This window comes from Pseudomonas sp. HS-18, assembly GCF_020401845.1.
GTDB lineage: Bacteria > Pseudomonadota > Gammaproteobacteria > Pseudomonadales > Pseudomonadaceae > Pseudomonas > Pseudomonas nitroreducens.
Genome location: NZ_CP084413.1, coordinates 4,672,169 through 4,691,581, shown reverse-complemented (window position 1 = coordinate 4,691,581; position 19,413 = coordinate 4,672,169). Strand labels below are relative to the sequence as shown.

Annotated in this window: 16 protein-coding genes; 10 read left to right on the top strand and 6 right to left on the bottom strand. The window is 63.8% G+C overall.

Going from position 1 to position 19,413, the window contains the following annotated elements:
* Nucleotides 1-41: 41 nt before the first annotated feature.
* The 3 genes from LDJ84_RS21800 to LDJ84_RS21790 form a co-directional block, all read right to left on the bottom strand.
* On the bottom strand, nt 42-599 hold the full coding sequence (locus LDJ84_RS21800) for a C40 family peptidase (RefSeq protein ID WP_413247433.1): 558 nt from the start codon (nt 597-599) through the stop codon (nt 42-44).
* 391 nt (nt 600-990) lie between these two features.
* Nucleotides 991-1,395, bottom strand: a complete 405-nt coding sequence (locus tag LDJ84_RS21795; protein ID WP_170858278.1) for an NUDIX hydrolase — start codon at nt 1,393-1,395, stop codon at nt 991-993.
* On the bottom strand, nt 1,392-1,934 hold the full coding sequence (locus LDJ84_RS21790; RefSeq protein WP_024766320.1) for a dihydrofolate reductase family protein: 543 nt from the start codon (nt 1,932-1,934) through the stop codon (nt 1,392-1,394). Before LDJ84_RS21790 ends, LDJ84_RS21795 begins: the two co-directional genes overlap by 4 nt.
* 171 nt (nt 1,935-2,105) lie before the next feature.
* Between LDJ84_RS21790 and LDJ84_RS21785 the strand changes: the two genes are divergently transcribed.
* Nucleotides 2,106-3,443, top strand: coding sequence for a DEAD/DEAH box helicase (locus LDJ84_RS21785; RefSeq protein WP_226046612.1), 1,338 nt, complete (start codon nt 2,106-2,108; stop codon nt 3,441-3,443).
* Between the two features lie 59 nt (nt 3,444-3,502).
* On the opposite strand, the gene LDJ84_RS21780 is transcribed toward LDJ84_RS21785, so the two are convergent.
* Nucleotides 3,503-5,167, bottom strand: a complete 1,665-nt coding sequence (locus LDJ84_RS21780; RefSeq protein WP_024766322.1) for an MFS transporter — start codon at nt 5,165-5,167, stop codon at nt 3,503-3,505.
* Between the two features lie 221 nt (nt 5,168-5,388).
* Here LDJ84_RS21780 and LDJ84_RS21775 point away from each other — a divergent pair, with 221 nt between their 5' ends.
* A complete protein-coding gene (locus LDJ84_RS21775; RefSeq protein WP_024766323.1) occupies nt 5,389-6,684 on the top strand; it encodes a phospholipase in 1,296 nt (431 codons plus the stop codon).
* 58 nt (nt 6,685-6,742) lie between these two features.
* On the opposite strand, the gene LDJ84_RS21770 is transcribed toward LDJ84_RS21775, so the two are convergent.
* Together LDJ84_RS21770 and LDJ84_RS21765 are read right to left on the bottom strand one after the other, a co-directional pair.
* Nucleotides 6,743-7,006, bottom strand: a complete 264-nt coding sequence (locus LDJ84_RS21770) for a DUF2790 domain-containing protein (RefSeq protein WP_024766324.1) — start codon at nt 7,004-7,006, stop codon at nt 6,743-6,745.
* A 492-nt stretch (nt 7,007-7,498) separates the two neighbouring features.
* Nucleotides 7,499-9,646, bottom strand: a complete 2,148-nt coding sequence (locus LDJ84_RS21765) for an FUSC family protein (protein ID WP_226045399.1) — start codon at nt 9,644-9,646, stop codon at nt 7,499-7,501.
* A gap of 349 nt (nt 9,647-9,995) precedes the next feature.
* On the opposite strand from LDJ84_RS21765, the gene LDJ84_RS21760 reads away from it, so the two are divergent.
* From LDJ84_RS21760 to LDJ84_RS21725, 8 genes are all read left to right on the top strand, one after another.
* Nucleotides 9,996-10,943: a LysR family transcriptional regulator gene (locus LDJ84_RS21760; RefSeq protein WP_024766326.1), complete on the top strand. Its 948-nt coding sequence runs from the start codon at nt 9,996-9,998 to the stop codon at nt 10,941-10,943.
* Between the two features lie 204 nt (nt 10,944-11,147).
* A complete protein-coding gene (locus LDJ84_RS21755; protein WP_024766327.1) occupies nt 11,148-12,179 on the top strand; it encodes a TRAP transporter substrate-binding protein in 1,032 nt (343 codons plus the stop codon).
* A gap of 45 nt (nt 12,180-12,224) precedes the next feature.
* A complete protein-coding gene (locus LDJ84_RS21750; RefSeq protein ID WP_065327876.1) occupies nt 12,225-12,863 on the top strand; it encodes a TRAP transporter small permease in 639 nt (212 codons plus the stop codon).
* Nucleotides 12,860-14,140: a C4-dicarboxylate TRAP transporter large permease protein DctM gene (gene dctM / locus LDJ84_RS21745; RefSeq protein WP_038803318.1), complete on the top strand. Its 1,281-nt coding sequence runs from the start codon at nt 12,860-12,862 to the stop codon at nt 14,138-14,140. The genes LDJ84_RS21750 and dctM overlap by 4 nt, the downstream gene beginning before the upstream one ends.
* Nucleotides 14,141-14,290: 150 nt before the next feature.
* Complete coding sequence (gene acs, locus LDJ84_RS21740) at nt 14,291-16,246, top strand: acetate--CoA ligase (RefSeq protein WP_226045398.1); 1,956 nt, start codon at nt 14,291-14,293, stop codon at nt 16,244-16,246.
* Nucleotides 16,247-16,818: 572 nt separating this feature from the next.
* Nucleotides 16,819-17,598 (top strand): ABC transporter substrate-binding protein, encoded by a 780-nt coding sequence (locus LDJ84_RS21735; RefSeq protein WP_024766330.1) that lies wholly within the window; start codon nt 16,819-16,821, stop codon nt 17,596-17,598.
* A 140-nt stretch (nt 17,599-17,738) separates the two neighbouring features.
* The gene (locus LDJ84_RS21730) at nt 17,739-18,428 is read left to right on the top strand and encodes an ABC transporter permease (protein WP_169889832.1); all 690 of its coding nucleotides are present in this window, start codon (nt 17,739-17,741) and stop codon (nt 18,426-18,428) included.
* A 280-nt stretch (nt 18,429-18,708) separates the two neighbouring features.
* Complete coding sequence (locus LDJ84_RS21725; protein WP_037017106.1) at nt 18,709-19,407, top strand: ABC transporter permease; 699 nt, start codon at nt 18,709-18,711, stop codon at nt 19,405-19,407.
* Nucleotides 19,408-19,413: the final 6 nt, after the last annotated feature.

Here is a 19,413-nt window from a genome sequence, read left to right as displayed (position 1 = left end):
TGAGGGGCAGGCGCTCTCCCGCAAGGGGAGAGCGCTCAGTATCAGTCGTAGCGACCGCCGACGTCAGCCTTGGCCAGGGTTTCCGGCAGGATGCGGCGGGCAGCGGTGTAGTGCTTCTTCCAGTAGTCGCCACTGAGGTCGGAGACACGGACCTTCTGGCCGCGGCGCGGCGCATGGACGAACTGGTTGTCACCGACGTAGATGCCGACATGGTCGACATTGCGGCGATTGTGGATGCGGAAGAACACCAGGTCGCCGGGCTGCAGATCGCCACGCGCCACTTTCGAGTTGCCGCGCATGCTGTACATCTGCTGCGCGGTACGCGGCAGGTCGACTTCGTCGACGTTCTGGAACACGTAGTTCACCAGGCCGCTGCAATCGAAGCCGCGCTTGGGCGAAGTGCCGCCCCAGCGGTATGGCGTGCCGATCATGCTGTAGGCACGCTGGGTGACCTGGTGCGCCTCGCTCTTGGTCGGCTTGACCGACTTGGCATTGAAGGTCAGTAGGGCACTGCCCTGGACCGGGACTCGCAGATCAACCGGTGCAGGTTGATAGGTGCGCGTGATCTTGGAGGAGGCGGTTGCCTCGGTGGCGGCCAAGAGGGTCGCCAAGCCTATGGAAAGGCATGTCAAAAGGGTACTTCGCATTCGGCATGTCTTCTTGCTGGTTGATATCGCCCAGACTCCGCTGGATCGCCATTGTTGTCGGCGTGGTTTCCTTTGGTCCGCTCAAAAATTCCACGCATTCTGAACGACTTTTCATGACAGTTCGTACCGTCTGTCGATTCTCACAATTCCCCTGTGACTTGTAGGACGCTGCGTGACATGTGTTCAGACGCATCAGTCACGGCTTGACCTTATAGCCGGAAGCCCTATAAAACGGGACTTTCGGCCACGCGACGGAAAGCTGGCGGGCTAGTAGCCAAAAGCCAGACACTTAAGGCTTCTTAAGGAAAAACCCGACGAAATGCAGGTAATTGAGCTGAAAGAATCAGCCCAGATGGGCGAGTAACGCGGGAATGACCTGTTCGCGGAGCAGCGGGGCAAGGTTTTGCGGGTAGACGCCGGCGGTGTCCAGCCAGGCGAGCTCTTCCAGCTCGGCGGCGGGTTGGACGGCATGGGGTAGGGTGGCAATGAAGACATGCGCGTCCACCCGCATATCCGGCTCGTTGGCGGCCTTGGCCTGGAAGTGGCCGAGCGGTGTCAGTGCGGAGCTTGCAAGGCGAAGGTCGAGTTCTTCGTGCAACTCGCGCAACAGGGCCTGCACGGATGTCTCGCCGGGTTCGTGCTTGCCGCCGGGCAGCATGAGGGCGCGGGTGCCACGCTTGCGTACCAGTAGCAAGCGTCCTGTGTCATCGAGCAGGCAGGCGGCGGCGATACGAATCGTGGAGCTCATGGCGAGGGCGTTTCCTTCAGAACCTGGTAGCGCATCTGTACGATGCCGCTGGGAAAGCTGCGCTGCTCCAGCAGCTGCAGGCGTTGCTCGAGCCCGATGCTGAACAGGGGAATACCGGCGCCGAGCAAGTGCGGAATGATGCTGACGATCACTTCGTCGAGCAAGCCTGCGGCGAGGAAATTGCCTGCCAGGCTACCGCCGCCTACCAGCCAGATACGCTGGCAGCCGCGTGCCTCCAGAGAGGCGAGGGCGTCTACCGGTGCATAGTGCTCAAGCTCCACCTGCGGTGCGGCCTTGGGCAGGTGGTTGGAGCGGGTCATGACCAGCGCGGGTTTGTCGGGGTACGGCCATTCGCCCTGGTTCAGGCAGAACAAGTAGGTGGCGCGCCCCATGATCAGGCCGTCGATACTGGAATAGAAGGCATGGTAGCCATGGTCATCGGTTTCGCCGCCATAGCCTTCGAGCCAATCCACGCTGCCGTCGGGGCGAGCGATGTAGCCGTCAAGGCTGGCCGCAACGTAGTAAATGAGAGATGGCACCTGTGTGCTCCTTTTTGTCAGGCTCATCAGAGCATGGCATCGCCCTTTGTAGAGCGTCGGTGCGTTTGTCGGATTATTGACGCGGCAGTGCGTCCCTGGTGGTCGGCGGCAATATTTCCAGCGAACAGGCTCGGCAAACATTAAGCTATGCAGCTATTTGGTCTTTACGTGATATCGAGGTCTGCCTTGTTCTCCCAATTCGCCCTCCACGAACGCCTGCTCAAGGCGCTCGATTCGTTGTCCTTCACCGAGCCGACTCCGGTCCAGGCCGCGGCCATCCCGAAGGCCCTGGAGGGACGCGACCTGCGGGTGACGGCGCAGACCGGCAGCGGCAAGACCGCCGCCTTCGTGTTGCCGCTGCTGCACCGTCTGCTCGCTGAGGAGAAGCCCAAGAGCGGCGCCCGCGCACTGATCCTGCTGCCCACCCGCGAGTTGGCCCAGCAGACGCTCAAGGAAGTCGAGCGTTTCGCCCAGTTCACCTTCATCAAGGCCTGCCTGATCACTGGTGGCGAAGACTTCAAGGTGCAGGGTGCGCGGCTGCGCAAAAATCCGGAAATCATCATCGGTACACCCGGCCGCCTGAGCGAGCAGTTCAACGCCGGCAACCTGCCGCTGGGCGACGTGGAAGTGCTGATCCTCGACGAAGCCGACCGCATGCTCGACATGGGCTTCTCCGAGGACGTGCTCAAGCTCGCCGGGCAGTGCCCGGCCGAGCGCCAGACCCTGCTGTTCTCCGCCACCAGCGGCAACGGCCTGCACGAGATGGTCGAAAAGGTCCTGCGCGAACCGGAGAACTTGCAGCTCAACCGCGTCAGCGAGCTGAACGAGGATGTCAGCCAGCAGGTGATCCTGACCGACCACGTCGGCCACAAGGAAGAGCTGCTGCAGTGGCTGCTAGCCAACGAGACCTATGAGAAGGCCATCGTCTTCACCAACACCCGCGTCGCCGCCGACCGCCTGACCGGCCGCCTGATCGCTGCCGGGCACAAGGTCTTCGTGCTGCACGGCGAGAAGGACCAGAAGGACCGCAAGCTGGCCATCGAGCGCCTGAAGCAGGGCGCGGTGAAGATTCTCGTCGCCACTGACGTGGCTGCCCGTGGCCTGGACGTCGACGGCCTGGACCTGGTGATCAACTTCGACATCCCGCGTCGCGGTGATGAGTACGTGCACCGTATCGGCCGCACCGGCCGCGCAGGCGCCGGCGGCACCGCTATCTCGCTGGTCGGCCATGGTGACTGGAACCTGATGTCGAGCATCGAGCGCTACCTCAAGCTGCGCTTCGAGCTGCGCACCATCAAGGAACTCAAGGGCACCTACAAGGGGCCGAAGAAGGTCAAGGCATCCGGCAAGGCCGCCGGTACCAAGAAGAAAAAGGATGATGCGAAGAAGACCGGCAGCAAGTCACCGGCGAAGAAGAAGCCCGCAGCCAAGCCCAGGTCTGGCCCATCCAAGGTCGTGAGCCAGGATGGCCTGGCGCCGCTCAAACGCAAGAAGCCGGCGGCGGAGTAAGCCTTCCGCGTCACTGGAAACGCCTCTCCTGACCGAGAGGCGTTTTTGTTCGTGCGCCGCTAGCCCAGCGTTTCCGGCGGCGCCTCGTAGCTGCCGGATTCGTAGCTCACCCCGTGGCGAATCACCGGTGGCGTATCGCCGGCGTGCAGGCTAGTGACGTTGTCGATGATGGTCTTGTCCTCGAGGGTGAGGCGGTCGAGCATGCGCAGGTGGCCGATCCAGTTGTCCACCAGGAACAGTTCCTGCCAGATTTCCGGGTTGCTCACGTCGCGATACAGTGCCCAGCGTTCCGCGCCGTTGCGCAACCGCAGGCGGCGCAACGGCTTGGCGGCGCGGACGAAGTCGCGGGTGCGCTCGGCGGGAATCCGGTACTCGATGGACACCAGGACCGAGCCGCGCTCGGGGTTGAACACGAAGGTCGGCTGGCCCGGCACGCCGCCCGGTGCACGGGCGATGCTGGCGGAGTTCAGCTCCGGCAGGCGCGAGTTGTAGAGCAGTGCCACGGAGATCAGCAGCAGGCAGCCGGCGGCGATCAATGCGCCTTGTACGCCCATGGTTTCGGCAAAGTGGCCCCAGAGGAAGGAGCCCGCCGCCAGCCCGCCATAGATCGCGGTCTGGTAGAGCGCCAGGGCCCGCGCCTTGACCCAGTCGGGCACAAGGATCTGCACGGCCGAGTTGTAGGTGGCCACCGCGGCGATCCAGCAGGCGCCGCCCAGCACCAGCGCGGGGAAGATCACCCAGAGGTTGTCGACCCAGCCCAGGGTCAGCATGACCAGCGCCAGGGTGGCGGCGGCGAAGCTGATCAACCGACTGCTGCCGAGCCACTGGCGAGCCTTGCTCACCACGGTGCTGGCGACGATGGCGCCTAGCCCGAGTGCCCCCAGCATGTAGCCGTAGACCGAGGCGCTACCGTCCGGGTTGCGGTGCGCCAGCAGCGGCAGCAGGGCCCAGATGGCGCTGGCCGATAGGCCGAACACTGCCGAGCGCAGCATCACCAGCCGGGTGACACTGGAGTATTGGGTGAAACGCAGCGCGGCGATCACGCCTTCGAAGATGTGTTCTGGCGGCAAGGTGCGCTTGGGTACGTCGCGGCGCCATTGCCAGATCGCCCAGATCAGCGAGGCGTAGCAGATGCAGTTGAACAGGAATACCCAGGAAGCGCCGGTGGCCGACAGCAGCAGACCACCAATGGCCGGCCCGACGGCGCGGGCGACGTTGTAGTTGACGCTGTTGAGCAGCACTGCATCGCCGAGCATGCGCGGTGGTACCTGCTCGTTGACCGCCGCCTGCCAGGCGGGAATGGTGATCGAACTGCCCAGGGACAGCCAGAGGATCGACACGATCAGCATCAGCGGGTCGAGATAGCCCATGAAGGCCAGCACCGTCACCAGTGCGGCACCGGAAAGTTCGACGCTCAAGCCCACCAGCATGATCTTGCGGCGGTCGTGGTTGTCGGCCAGCACGCCGGACATGATCGACAGCAGCACCAGCGGCAATGCCGAGGCGACCTGGATCATCGCAACCATCAGTGGGCTGGCGTGGGCCTCGGTGACCACCCAGGCAGCGGCGACCGACTGCGCCCAGGTGCCCAGGTTGGCGAACAGGTTGCAGATCCAGATGATGCGGAACGCGGCGATGCTGAAGGGGGCGAGTACGCCACTGCGAGGTTCGGCTGGATCGGGCTTGAGGGGGAGGTCGTGCTTGGGTGAAACGGACTGCAGCATGGGGACGCCCTTATTTCAAGTGGTCGGCACGCGTGTGGAACCGGTGCCTGTCCATGCCGGGCAAGTGTAGTGGCTGGGGCCGTATGCGCCATTGATGATGGTCAGGCGTGGCGTTATCGGTGACTTGTGCTGGCAAGCTTCGACAGTGCCGGCAGGGCTTTGTGTTGTTAGTCTGCGTCGGAATTTTCCGCATTGCATTGCCAAATAAGAGCGAAAAGCCGATGAAGCGTCTTTCCACCTGCCTGCTGGCTGGCCTGCTGGTCCTGCCGCAAAGTCTCTGGGCCTGGTCCAATCACACCCTGGGCAGCTACATCGCCCTGCAGCAGTTGCCAGCCGTCGTCCACGCGCCGGACGTCGAGGTCGAGCCGTTGGAGAGCTTCATCAGCCAGCAGCGTGCCGGCCTGGTGAAGCTGCTGGACGAGCAGGAAGCCTATGCGCGCGAACATTTCCGCGAGTATCCGCCGCGTCCGGATGACCTGCGCTTCACCGAAGATGGCCGCGACGATCTGCGCCAGGCCTTCCTCATGGCGCTGCGCCTGAATCCGGAGATCAAACTGGCCACCGCCGTGCAGCCTCCGCCTGGTGGTGAGTTGCCGAATCATGTGGCGTTGCAGCCGGCCGAGGTGCTGGTGTTCCGCAACCTGTCCGGCTGGAACCAGTGGCGCTTCGTGCAGTTGCAGGCTGGCGAAAAGATTCCGGCCATCGACGTGCTGGCCAGCGCCGCCGACGAGCCGGACTTCGGTCACGACATCAACCTGTTCAGCGACAACCCTGGCGAAGCCGGCCAGCGCTACGGCTTCGGCACCCAGCCGTTCGGCGACCCGCGCTACGAGTTCAGCTCCCAGGCGCCGTTCCACATGGGCTTCTACCACGAGGACGCGATCATCTTCACCGGCGCACCGTACCTGGAGCGCAACTGGCCGGAGTGGCGCGCGTACCAGTTCTTCGGCCTGGCCCGTTTTGCCTTCGACAAGGGGCACCCGTACTGGGGCTACCGCTTCCTTGGCTGGGCGATGCACTACATCCAGGACATGACCCAGCCCTATCACTCGACGCCGCTGCCGGGCGAGACCACCGCCAGCATGCTGTGGACGGCGGGCAAGTCCATGGCGGGCTTTGACGCCGACAAGCAGGCGGCGATCCAGCGCGTGGCGGACCGGCATACGGGCGTGGAGCGTTATCAGGTGGACTGGCTGCGCGAGACGCTGCGCCTGGGCGGGCAGTCGCCGTTGCTGAAGGCCTATGCGGATATCAGTACCGACGGCACCTATCCACCGTACTCGACGGAGTACCTGCGTGAGGTGGTAGCGAGTGAATCCCATGCCCATGCGGCGGCGTTCGATGCAGCGATCGGCCATTGGCTGGAAAACGAGAAGGCGCCGGCGGGGGATTTCAGCGCGGGGAACTCACCGGAGCCGTTCCGGCACGATGAGGCGTTGGATGAGCAGATTCTGCAATTGATCCGGCACTTCGGCGCACACAGTCGCAACATTGCGAAGGCGGCCCTGCAGCCGTAAAAGAGGGCTGGCCGTTGCGCCGGGGCTGCGTGGGCCCCGGCGCAACGGCACAAGTCGCTTAGCCGCCGGAGCAGCCGTTGCCCCACACCTGGTATTCGACGGTGTGGCGCTGACCCTGGGTATCTTCGTAGGTCATGCGCGCCGGCACGATGCCGCACTCGTTGGACACGTCGGTGGTCGAGATCACGTGGGCGACGTCCAGTTTCATGTCGTAGGTGTACTGCTCCACGGCCGCGCTTGGCGCCTGGTCGGCGGCGTTCACCTGCTCGGCGAGGGCGAGCGAAGAGAAGCCCAGCATGGCCAGGATGACTACAGCTTTCATGAATTTACCTGCCTTGTTCCCGGTGTCCGGACGTGACGGGTCCGTGACGTTCAGCGGATGGCTGCGTCGGGAATCGTTGGGGTTGATTACGGGTCTTGGGTGGTGTTGCGGCGCGCGCTGTAACAGCACGGAAATAATAGGATTTGCCTGACCTGAGTCATATATCCAGGCGCCAACAAGACTTCGTACTCAGAGGCAACAATCCAGGATTGACGCAGGTTGCAGGGGTGTTCTTGCGGCGGGTCGTCGCAGTTTCGGTCAAGTTTGGGACGTGGTTGCAGGGCGGGTAGGAGCAACTGTCTTAGCCAGGTGAGTCCGGTGCCTGCGCATTCCCCTCACCCCAGCCCTCTCCCCAGGGAGAGGGAGCCGTACGTGCCGGCGGACACCAGGGTTTCATCCTGAACGAATGGTCCCCTCTCCCGCTTGCGGGAGAGGGTTAGGGTGAGGGGCTCTTGATCTTGTTAGGGTGGGCTTCGGTGCGATGGCGACGACTCAATCGCGCAGCGGCGACTGCGGATCGAGCAGTGACGTGCGGATGAAGTGCAGGTAGCTGCACACGCGGCGCAAGGGTGAGGAGTCGAAGTGCGGCGGGCGGCGGTCATCGGTGTTGCGGGTTGCGTGGATCGCGTGTTCCACCGCGGCCAGCGCGCGTTGGCGGTTGCTCTCGCTGGGCTGGATGAACAGCCGGATCAGCGCGCGGCCCAGGGCGCGAATGGCCCGGCGCCAGGGCATGCGCTCGGCGTACCAGGGCTCTTTCGGCAGGGCCTCCTGCTCGCGGCGCAACTCGATGATCGACAGGCCGATCTCCTGCACCTGGAAGGTCCAGCGCAGTAGCCGGCGCTGTACGTCCGGGCGGCCTGTGGATAACCCATACGCCTGGTTCAACAGGTCGCGGGTGCCGCTCTCGAAGCTGGACGACAGGCCCTTCAGCGGATCGCTGATCACCCGTACCACGCGCAGGCGCAGCTCGGCTTCCAGGCGCTCCCACAACCATGGCCGGTTGGGTGGCAGGATGACGATCGCCGCGACCACCGCCATGCCCATGGACAGCAGCATCGCCAGGTATTCGTTGATGAAGGTGTAAGCGTCGTAGTGCGCCAGGTTCGCCGGCAGCGAGGCGATGCAGAACCACACCAGCAGGCCGACGCCGTAGCCGCTCCACTTCGGCCGGGTGATCAGGAAGGCGCCGAGGGCGAACACCGGGGCGAGCACGAAGCACAGCAGCGGAAAGCCGTCGATATGCGGCAGCACGTGGAAGGTCAGGATGAAGCCCAGCGTGGCGCCCAGCAGCGTGCCGAGGGTCAGTTGCAGCGACAGGCGCTTGGGATTGGGTGAGGCGGAGGAGAGCGCTGCGATCAGTACCGAGGTCAGCGCGAAGGTGGCGCCGCTGAGCCAGGATGTTTCGATCCAGAACACACCGCCGACTATCACCAGCAGCGCGCAACGGAAGCCCGCGACGGCGGCGGCAAGCGCATTCGCCTTGGGCGTGAAGCGCTCCTTCCACTGCTCGCGCTCGTGCTTGTGCGCGGCGAGCGAGGCGTGGGTCTGCGCATAGTTGTGCATGTCGTCGACGAAGCGGAAGAGCAGCTCGGCGGCGGTCTCGAAATCCAACTGGTCGGCCTCCCGCGGGCAGGTGTGGCCGAGGCTGGCGCGTGCTTCGCGGATGCGCGGCATGAGGTGATGCTTGCACAGTTCGAGCTGCACGCTCAGGCGCTCGGCATCCGCTTCGGCGAGTGGCCGGCCGTGCCAGCTGGCGAGCAGTTCGCTGACATCGATCAGGCAGGGCATCAGCACTTCCAGTACATTGCTGGCCTGCCGCTCGCGCAGGCGGTCGAGCAGGCGCTGCAAGGCGTGGAAGCGTGTCGTCAGCTGCATGAACTCGCTGTTCAGCCGCGCCAGGCGGCCACTGCGCAGACGCATGTGCGGGTCTTCGAAGGCAGTGACGTTGCGCAGGCTTTCCAGGCCCACCACTTCGGCGGCAATGCGCGCGCTGGCCTGCTCGAAACGCTCGCGCTCCAGCGTTCCATTGAGGCCGGCGCTGGCAAGACCGGCGAAGTCACCGAAGCGGGTGTTCAGCGCATTGCGCAGGGCGGCGGTACTGGTCTGCGGCAGGACGATGGCGCTGACCACGCCGGTGCAGAGAATCCCCAGAGTGATCTCGATCACCCGCCACAGCGCCTGCATGAAGGCGCCTTCGGGATGCAGCGTAGCGGGGATGCCGATCATCACCGCCGTATAGCCGGCCAGCAGACAGGCGTAGGCGCGAAAATCTCGATAACGCGCGGCGCCCGCGGTGCACAGGCCGACCCAGATCGCCACGCAGAGCAGGAACAGCACGCGCTCCTGGGCGAACAGGGCGATGAAGGTGACCATCACCGTGAGCCCGGCCAGGGTGCCGAGGATGCGGTAGAAACTCTTCGCCAGTACTTGGCCGCTCTGCGGCTGCAGCACGATGAAGGCGCTCACCAGCACGGTGTTGGGCTGCGGCAGTTCCAGGCGATAGGCCAGCCACAAGGCCGTGAAGGCGGTGATCAGCGTCTTGAGGATGAACATCCAGGTGACGCCGTCGGTGTGCGCCCAGTCGGACAGGGCGAAGCGCACCGCGGCGGCCTTGGGCAGGCGCACGGACAGACTGCTCATCAGGCTTATCTCGGCAGGCGGTGGTCGGGCTGGGCCGGGTTTTCAGAACCCTGTAGTTCGAAGGCGGAGCGAAGGGCTGGAAGCACGTTGCACGAAAGGCGGAGCACGGGTGCGAATCCTGGGGTGTCGCGGCAGGCCGCGTTGGGGAGGGCGATTCTAGAAGTGCGCCGGGGGGAGGATAAGCTGACGGATGGGCGAATTATTGTTACCTGAAAGTACAATAATCCCTGCGCCGCACCTGTGCGACAATTCGCCGCCTGTCATGAATCTGTAACAAGGCGTTGCTCGGTCGAGCGCCGTTGCAGAGGCCGCCCGCCGTGGCGCCGGGACAGGCTCTTCAGGAGAAATGATGGACCTGCTGCACAACATGCGTGCTTTCGTCTGTGTCGCCGAGACCGGCAGCTTCACTGCCGCCGCCCAGCGCATGGACCTCACCACCGCCTACGTTTCGCGGACGGTGGCCAAACTCGAAGCGCACCTGCGCACCCGACTGTTGCACCGCACCACCCGCCGCATCGCGCTCACCGAAGCCGGCCAGCGCTATCTGCAGCGCTGCCAGCAGATCCTCGGTTACATCGAGGAGGCCGAGGCCGAGGCGGGCGACGCCCACGCCCGGCCCCACGGCAAGGTGAAGGTGCATGCCATGACCGGTATCGGCCAGCACTACCTGATCCGCGCAATCTCGCAGTACTGCGAGATCTATCCGGAGGTCACCTTCGACCTGACGCTGGCCAACCGTATCACCGACATCCTCGACGAGGGCTACGACATCTCCGTGGTCATCGCCCAGGAGCTGCCGGATTCGGGCTTCGTTTCCAAGCGCATCGGCAAGACCTACAGCGTGCTCTGCGCATCCCCCGAGTACGTGGCGCGGCACGGCATGCCCAAGAAGCTCGCAGAGCTCACCGATCACCGCTGCCTGCGCCTGGTGAACTCGGTGATGTCGCTGGACAAGTGGCTGTTCGATGGTCCCGACGGCCAGGAAATGGTCGGCATCAACCATAGCCACTTCCAGGTCAACACCGCTGACGCGATGACCGAAGCAGTACGCGCCGGCATGGGCATCGGTGCGCTGCCGGTGTACTCCGCCGTGCAGGGCCTGAAGGACGGCAGCCTGGTGCGCGTGCTGCCGGACTACAGCCTGTTCCACCTCAACGTCTACGCGCTGTATCCGTCGCGTCAGTACCTCGATGCGAAAATCCGTACCTGGGTGGAGTTCCTCCGTGACTGCGTGCCGGGCATGCTCGAAGAGCACGAGCGGATGATGCTCGACCACCGGACGCGGGTAACCGGCTGACGCGTCATCTCGCAGACTTGAGCTTCTGAATCTTTTCGCGCCCGGCATCTGCCGGGCGCCTCTTTTTGCTTTTTGCGTTCCGCTCTGGCGAACGCTGCTTTGGGAAAAGATGAATTCTCCGAACGCCAACATTTACGTCAGTCTCCCTGCGAGCCTGCCGCCAGGCTCACCTCGCAAGCACAAGAACAAATTGAGGGTGACGCGATGTTTGGAACCATGGGGCGGGCGATGCTCGCCGTCCTGGCGTTGGCCTGCGCTACTGCCACGCAGGCTGCCGATGAACCGCAGACTGCCAATGATCCGACTATCCATGAACCCATAGTGATCAAGTTCGCCCACGTGGTCGCGGAGAACACGCCCAAGGGGCAGGGTGCGCTGATGTTCAAGCGCCTGGCCGAAGAGCGCCTGCCCGGCCGGGTGCGCGTGGAGGTCTACCCGAACTCCTCGCTGTTCGGCGACGGCAAGGAGATGGAAGCACTGCTGCTGGGTGACGTGCAGATGCTTGCGCCGTCTCTGGCCAAGTTCGAGCAGTACACCAAGAAGGTGCAGATATTCGACCTGCCATTCCTCTTCGACGACATCCAGGCTGTCGACAATTTCCAGCGCAGCCCGCAGGGCCAGAGCCTGCTGACCAGCATGCAGGGCAAGGGCATCCTTGGCCTGGCCTACTGGCACAACGGGATGAAGCAGCTGTCGGCCAACCGCTTGTTGCTGGAGCCGGGCGATGCGCGGGGGCTGAAGTTCCGCGTGCAGGCCTCGGATGTGCTCAACGAGCAGTTCCGCACGCTACGCGCCATCTCCCGCAAGATGTCCTTCGCCGAGGTCTACCAGGGCCTGCAGACCGGTGTGGTGAATGGCACCGAGAACACCTGGTCGAACTACGAGAGCCAGAAGGTCAACGAGGTGCAGAAGTACTTCACCGAGTCCAACCATGGGCTGGTGGATTACATGGTGATCACCAACGCGACCTTCTGGAATGGCCTGCCGCGGGACATCCGCGCCCAGCTGCAGAAGATCATGGCCGAGGTCACCGTGCAGGTGAACCTGGAAGCCGAGCGCCTGAACCGTGACGCCCGCCAGCGCATCCTCGCCAGCGGCGGCAGCGAGATCCACACGCTTACCGCGCAGCAGCGCGCCGATTGGCGCGAGGCGATGCAGCCGGTGTGGCAGAAATTCCGCGACAACGTCGGCGCCGATTTTCTCCAGGCCGCCGAAGCCTCCAACCGCCCCCATTGATCCGTCCGGCTCCGCCGGATGGCGGGGCTTTCTGGAGCCTTTTCCATGAATCGACTCGTGCGCGTCTGGAACCACTTCGAGGAAGGCGCCATCGCCTTCCTGCTGGCGGCCATGACGCTGGTGACCTTCGTCTACGTGGTGATGACCAACGTCTTCACCCTGTTCTATGACCTGGGCGACCGCGTGCCCTCGCTGCAAGGAGTGTTTTACGCCATCGGTGACGCCATCCTCGGCGTCGCCCAGGACATGTCCTGGAGCAACGCGTTGACCAAGGCCCTGTTCGGCTGGCTGATCTTCTTCGGCATCGCCTACGGCGTGCGTACTGCCGGCCACCTGGGCGTGGATGCGCTGGTGAAGCTGGCGCCGCGTCCGCTGCAGCGGTTCATCGGTGTGCTCGCCTGCCTCTGCTGCCTGGGTTATGCCGGGCTGTTCATGGTCGCGAGCTTCGACTGGGTTAAGACGTTGTTCATCGCCGGCATCGGCGCCGAAGACCTCGACCACTTCGGCATCCTCCAGGCCTACATCGCGGTGATCGTGCCCGTCGGCTTCGGCCTGGTGCTCCTGCGTTACCTGGAAATCCTCGTCAACCTGTTGCGCGGCCGCCAGCTCGGCCTGGGCCTTGCCGACGAGGCTGCGGAGGCCTCGAAACTGGCTGGCGAAGAAGCCGCGGAGAATCGTCCATGACCGTGATGATGCTGTTCCTCCTGCTGTTCGTCTTCATGTTCATCGGCGTGCCCATAGCCATTTCCCTGGGGCTTTCCGGGGCGCTGACGATCCTGCTGTTCAGCCCGGACTCGGTGCGCTCGCTGGCGATCAAGCTGTTCGAGACCTCCGAGGCCTACACGCTGCTGGCGATTCCGTTCTTCCTGCTCTCCGGCGCCTTCATGACCACCGGTGGCGTGGCGCGCCGGCTGATCGATTTCGCCAACGCCTGCGTCGGCCACATCCGTGGCGGCCTGGCGATTGCCGCAGTGCTGGCGTGCATGCTGTTCGCCGCGTTGTCTGGTTCGTCGCCGGCAACGGTGGCGGCGGTGGGTTCGATTGCCGTGGCTGGGATGGTGCGCTCGGGCTACCCGCGCGAGTTCGGCGCCGGGATCATCTGCAATGCCGGGACCCTGGGCATCCTGATCCCGCCGTCGATCGTCATGGTGGTGTACTCCGCCGCCACCGAGACTTCGGTGGGCAAGCTGTTCGTCGCCGGCGTGGTGCCGGGCCTGCTGCTGGGCGTGATCCTGATGGTGGTGATCTACATCGTCGCGCGGGTGAAGAATCTCCCGGCACAACCGCGCGCCAGCCTGCGCGAATGGCTGGCCGCTGCACGCCGTGCCGGCTGGGGGTTGCTGCTGCTGGTGATCATCCTCGGCGGCATCTACTCCGGCCTGTTCACGCCGACCGAGGCGGCGGCGGTGGCGGCGGTCTACTCGGCCTTCGTCGCGCTGTTCGTCTACAAGGACATGCGCCTGCGCGACTGCCCCAAGGTGCTGGTGGAGTCGGGGCGGCTGAGCATCATGCTGATGTTCATCATCGCCAACGCCATGCTCTTCGCCCACGTGCTGACCACCGAGCAGATTCCCCAGCAGATCACCGAGTGGGTGATGCAGGAGGGGCTGACGCCAATCGGCTTCCTGCTGATGGTCAACATCGTGCTGCTGGTAGCCGGCAGCTTCATGGAGCCGTCGGCCATCGTGCTGATCCTGGCGCCGATCTTCTTCCCCATCGCCATGCGCCTGGGGATCGACCCGATCCACCTGGGAATAGTCATGGTGGTGAACATGGAGATCGGCCTGGTGCACCCGCCAGTGGGGCTCAACCTGTTCGTCACCTCGGCGGTCACCGGCCTGCCGCTGGGCTCGACCATCCGCGCCGCGCTGCCGTGGCTGATGATCCTGCTGCTGTTCCTGATCCTGGTGACCTACGTGCCCTACATCTCGCTGGCGCTGCCGCACGCGCTGGGCATGTGACAGGTTGTCGCGGCCCCATGGCAGTAGGAGTTATGGGGTCCATCACTACGACTAAGGATTGGTAAGACCATGGTCGTATGGTTCGGGGAAGGGTGTCGCCGTTACAACTTAGGGCAACAAAAACAACACTCTTCACCGAGGTAAAACGCCATGACAGCGGCATCCGTGTACCCCGTGCGTCCCGAAGTGGCCGCGACCACTCTGACCGACGAGGCCACCTACAAGAAGCTGTACCAGCAGTCGGTGGTCAACCCCGACGGCTTCTGGCGCGAACAGGCCCAGCGCATCGACTGGATCAAGTCGTTCACCAAGGTCAAGCAGACCTCGTTCGACGACCATCACGTCGACATCAAGTGGTTTGCCGACGGCACCCTGAACCTCTCCTACAACTGCCTCGACCGTCACCTGGCCGAGCGCGGCGACCAACTCGCCATCATCTGGGAAGGCGACGATCCTTCCGAGCACAAGGAAATCACCTACCGCGAACTGCACGAGCAGGTCTGCAAGTTCGCCAACGCCCTGCGTGGCCAGGACGTGCACCGTGGCGACGTGGTGACCATCTACATGCCGATGATCCCGGAAGCCGTGGTCGCCATGCTGGCCTGCGCCCGCATCGGTGCGATCCACTCCGTGGTATTCGGCGGCTTCTCCCCCGAAGCACTGGCCGGGCGCATCATCGACTGCCGTTCCAAGGTAGTGATCACCGCCGACGAAGGTCTGCGCGGCGGCAAGAAGACCCCGCTCAAGGCCAACGTCGACGACGCGCTGACCAACCCGGAAACCAACAGCGTGCAGAAGATCATCGTCTGCAAGCGCACCGGTTCGAACATCAAGTGGAACCAGCACCGCGACGTGTGGTTCGAGGACCTGATGAAGGTCGCCGGCACCACCTGCGCGCCGAAGGAAATGGGCGCCGAGGATCCGCTGTTCATCCTCTACACCTCCGGCTCCACCGGCAAACCCAAGGGCGTGCTGCACACCACCGGCGGCTATCTGGTCTACGCCTCGCTGACCCATGAGCGCGTGTTCGACTACCGTCCGGGCGAGGTCTTCTGGTGCACCGCCGACATCGGCTGGGTCACCGGCCACACCTATGTTGTCTACGGCCCGCTGGCCAACGGCGCGACCACCGTGCTGTTCGAGGGTGTGCCGAACTACCCGGACATCTCCCGCGTGGCGAAGATCGTCGACAAGCACAAGGTCAACATCCTCTACACCGCACCGACCGCCATCCGCGCCATGATGGCCGAGGGAAAGGCGGCAGTCGAAGGCGCCGACGGCTCCAGCCTGCGCCTGCTGGGGTCGGTCGGCGAACCGATCAACCCGGAAGCCTGGCAGTGGTACTACGAGACTGTCGGCCAGTCGCGCTGCCCGATCGTCGACACCTGGTGGCAGACCGAAACGGGTGCCTGCCTGATGACCCCGTTGCCGGGCGCCCACGGCCTGAAACCGGGCTCCGCCGCCAAGCCGTTCTTCGGCGTGGTGCCGGCGCTGGTGGACAACCTGGGCAACATCCTGGAAGGGGCCACCGAGGGCAACCTGGTGATCCTCGATTCCTGGCCGGGTCAGGCGCGTACCCTCTACGGCGACCACGACCGCTACGTGGACACCTACTTCAAGACCTTCAAGGGCATGTACTTCACAGGCGACGGTGCTCGTCGCGACGAGGACGGCTATTACTGGATCACCGGTCGCGTCGATGACGTGCTGAACGTCTCCGGCCACCGCATGGGCACCGCCGAGATCGAGAGCGCGCTGGTCGCCCACCCGAAAGTCGCCGAAGCCGCGGTGGTTGGCGTACCGCACGACATCAAGGGACAAGGCATCTATGTCTACGTCACCCTGAATGCCGGCGAGGAATCCAGCGAGCAATTGCGCCAGGAGCTCAAGGCCTGGGTACGCAAGGAGATCGGCCCGATCGCTACCCCGGACGTGATCCAGTGGGCGCCCGGCCTGCCGAAGACCCGCTCGGGCAAGATCATGCGCCGCATACTGCGCAAGATCGCCACGGCCGAGTACGACACCCTGGGAGATATCTCCACCCTGGCCGATCCTGGTGTGGTACAGCACCTGATCGACACGCACCAGGCCATGCGCGCGGCCTGATCTGCGGCTCCATGAAAGACGCCCCGCTTGCCGGGGCGTTTTCATTTCTGCGTTTTGGCTTTTCGTAGGAGCGAGCTTGCTCGCGAACGCATGACGCCGAGCCAATCCGGTTCGCGCGCCAGCTCGCTCCTACAGTGTGCTTCCTGCCCACCGGTAACATTTCCCTGCGACAAAATGAGGCGTCAGGAAACAATTCGCACAGCTTGGGAGTGTCTTTTCTGTCAGTGCGGAATGAGTCAATATCGCGCACCCCGCGCAGTGTCAGGGTATGGGTGTTTATGGCCCAATAACTGCAAGTAAATTAGGTTTTACTCCCCGCTTTAAGATCACGTAAAATCCGCGCCGTCAAGCCGCCGGGGCTCTGTCTCCGGCGCTTCTATAATTAGTTGTCGCATTGAAGAAATAACCGCTTCGGGGCTGTCGCTAGAATGCCGCTCACCCCGGTAGGCGCGCTTTTCACAAGAATCGCGCCGGCAATGCGCAGACGAACAATAACCTTCACTTCTGCACGGGCAGCCTGGGCCAACCCCTTTCTCCTGCCAATCGAAGTCCTACCCTCGAAGGAGTTACTGATGAAGAAGTTTGCACTTCTCGGTGCGCTGGCCCTGTCCGCGCTTTCCCTGGTTGCCCACGCTGACGACAAGCCGGTCCGCATCGGCATCGAAGCCGGTTATCCGCCTTTCTCCTTCAAGACGCCCGATGGCAAGCTCGCCGGTTTCGACGTGGATATCGGCAACGCCCTGTGCGAAGAGATGAAGGTCAAGTGCACCTGGGTCGAGCAGGAGTTCGATGGCCTGATCCCGGCGCTGAAGGTTCGCAAGATCGACGCCATCCTCTCGTCGATGACCATCACCGACGAGCGCAAGAAGTCCGTCGACTTCACCAACAAGTACTACCACACCCCTGCGCGCTTCGTGATGAAGGCAGGCGTGACCCTGAATGACCCGCTGGTCGACCTGAAGGGCAAGAAGGTCGGTGTGCTGCGCGCCTCCACCCACGACCGCTACGCCACCGACGTCCTGGCCCCGGCGGGTATCGAAGTGGTGCGCTACAACTCGCAGAACGAAGCCAACATGGACCTGGTCTCCGGCCGCATCGACGCGACCATGGCCGACTCGGTCAACCTCGACGACGGTTTCCTGAAAACCGACGCCGGCAAGGGCTACGCCTTCGTAGGTCCGGAATACAACGATCCGAAGTACTTCGGTGGTGGCGCCGGCATCGCCGTGCGCAAGGGCGATACCGCCCTGGCCGAGAAATTCAACGCGGCCATCGCCGGCATCCGTGCCAACGGCAAGTACAAGGAAGTACAGGACAAGTACTTCAAGTTCGACGTTTACGGCGAGAACTGATCCACGTCCGGAAGTGGCGCAAACCCAGGCCTGACCCTGAAGTTTGTGCCACTTTTTTATTGGGGGTGAGCCTGCAATGGCGCTCGCCCTGAGCGTCCGTGTCGTTGCGGGCGGCGTCCGGTTTCATGAGGTAGGAAATTATGCTCAATGGCTACGGAGCCACCATCGTCGATGGTGCCTGGCTGACGCTTCAGCTCTCCCTGCTGTCGATGGCGCTGGCGATCGCGCTGGGTCTGCTCGGTGCGGCCATCCGCCTGTCGCCGGTGAAGTGGCTGGCCTGGTGCGGCGACCTCTATTCCACCGTGATCCGCGGCGTACCGGACCTGGTGCTGATCCTGCTGATCTTCTACGGCGGCCAGGCCGCGGTGAACTGGGTCGCGCCGATGGTCGGCTATGACGACTACATCGACCTCAACCCGTTCGCCTCCGGTGTCGGCACCCTGGGCTTCATCTTCGGCGCGTACCTCTCCGAGACCTTCCGTGGCGCCTTCATGGCCATCCCGAAAGGGCAGGGCGAGGCCGGCTTCGCCTACGGCATGAGCGGGCTTCAGGTGTTCTTCCGCATTCAGGTACCGCAGATGATCCGCCTGGCCATTCCGGGCTTCACCAACAACTGGCTGGTGCTGGTCAAGGCCACCGCGCTGATCTCCGTGGTCGGCCTGCAGGACATGATGTTCAAGGCGAAGCAGGCCTCGGACGCCACCCGCGAACCCTTCACCTACTTCCTCGCCGTGGCGGCGTTGTACCTGGTGGTCACCACCGTCTCCCTGGTACTGCTGCGCATGCTCGAACGCCGCTATTCGGTCGGCGTGAAAGTCGCCGAGCTGTAGGAGGACCTGTTGATGTTTGGCAATGACCGCGACGGAGCCGCATTTTGCGCAGGGCAAGGCGCGAGGAGAGAGATTTGGTGATTCCAAATGACCGACGAGTAACGCAGCACTGCGCAAAATGCGGCCCGTCCCTTCGGGTTGCGCGGCAAATCACGCCATGCGTCGTTGCGGGACTTGCCAAGGGAGCGACCATTGCCGGCGTCCCGCGTCTAGCCTGGCGTGATTTGTCGCGGCAACGCGGCTCATTGCCAAACATCAACAGGTCCTCGGGAGCCTGATCATGATCTTCGACTTCTCCGTCATCTGGGACAGCCTGCCGCTCTACTTCAGCGGCCTGCTGGTGACCCTCAAGCTGCTGGCCATCTCGCTGTTCTTCGGCCTGCTCGCGGCGGTGCCGCTGGCGCTGATGCGCTGTTCGAAGAACCCGGCGGTGAACCTGCCCGCCTGGCTCTACACCTACGTGATCCGCGGCACCCCGATGCTGGTGCAGCTGTTCCTCATCTATTACGGCCTGGCGCAGTTCGCCGTGGTGCGCGAAAGCTTCCTCTGGCCGTGGCTGTCCAACGCCACCTTCTGCGCCTGCGCCGCGTTCGCCATCAACACCAGCGCCTACACCGCCGAGATCCTCGCCGGCAGCATTCGCGCCACGCCGCATGGCGAAATCGAAGCGGCCAAGGCCATGGGCATGTCGCGCCTGAAGATGTATCGCCGCATCCTGCTGCCCTCGGCCCTGCGCCGCGCGCTGCCGCAGTACAGCAACGAAGTGATCATGATGCTGCAGACCACCAGCCTGGCGTCCATCGTCACCCTGGTGGATATCACCGGCGCCGCGCGCACCGTGTACTCGCAGTACTACCTGCCGTTCGAGGCGTTCATTACCGCCGGCATTTTCTACCTGATCATGACTTTCACCCTGGTGCGCCTGTTCAAGCTGGCCGAACGCCGCTGGCTGGCCTATCTCGCGCCGCGCAAGCACTGAGGAAAA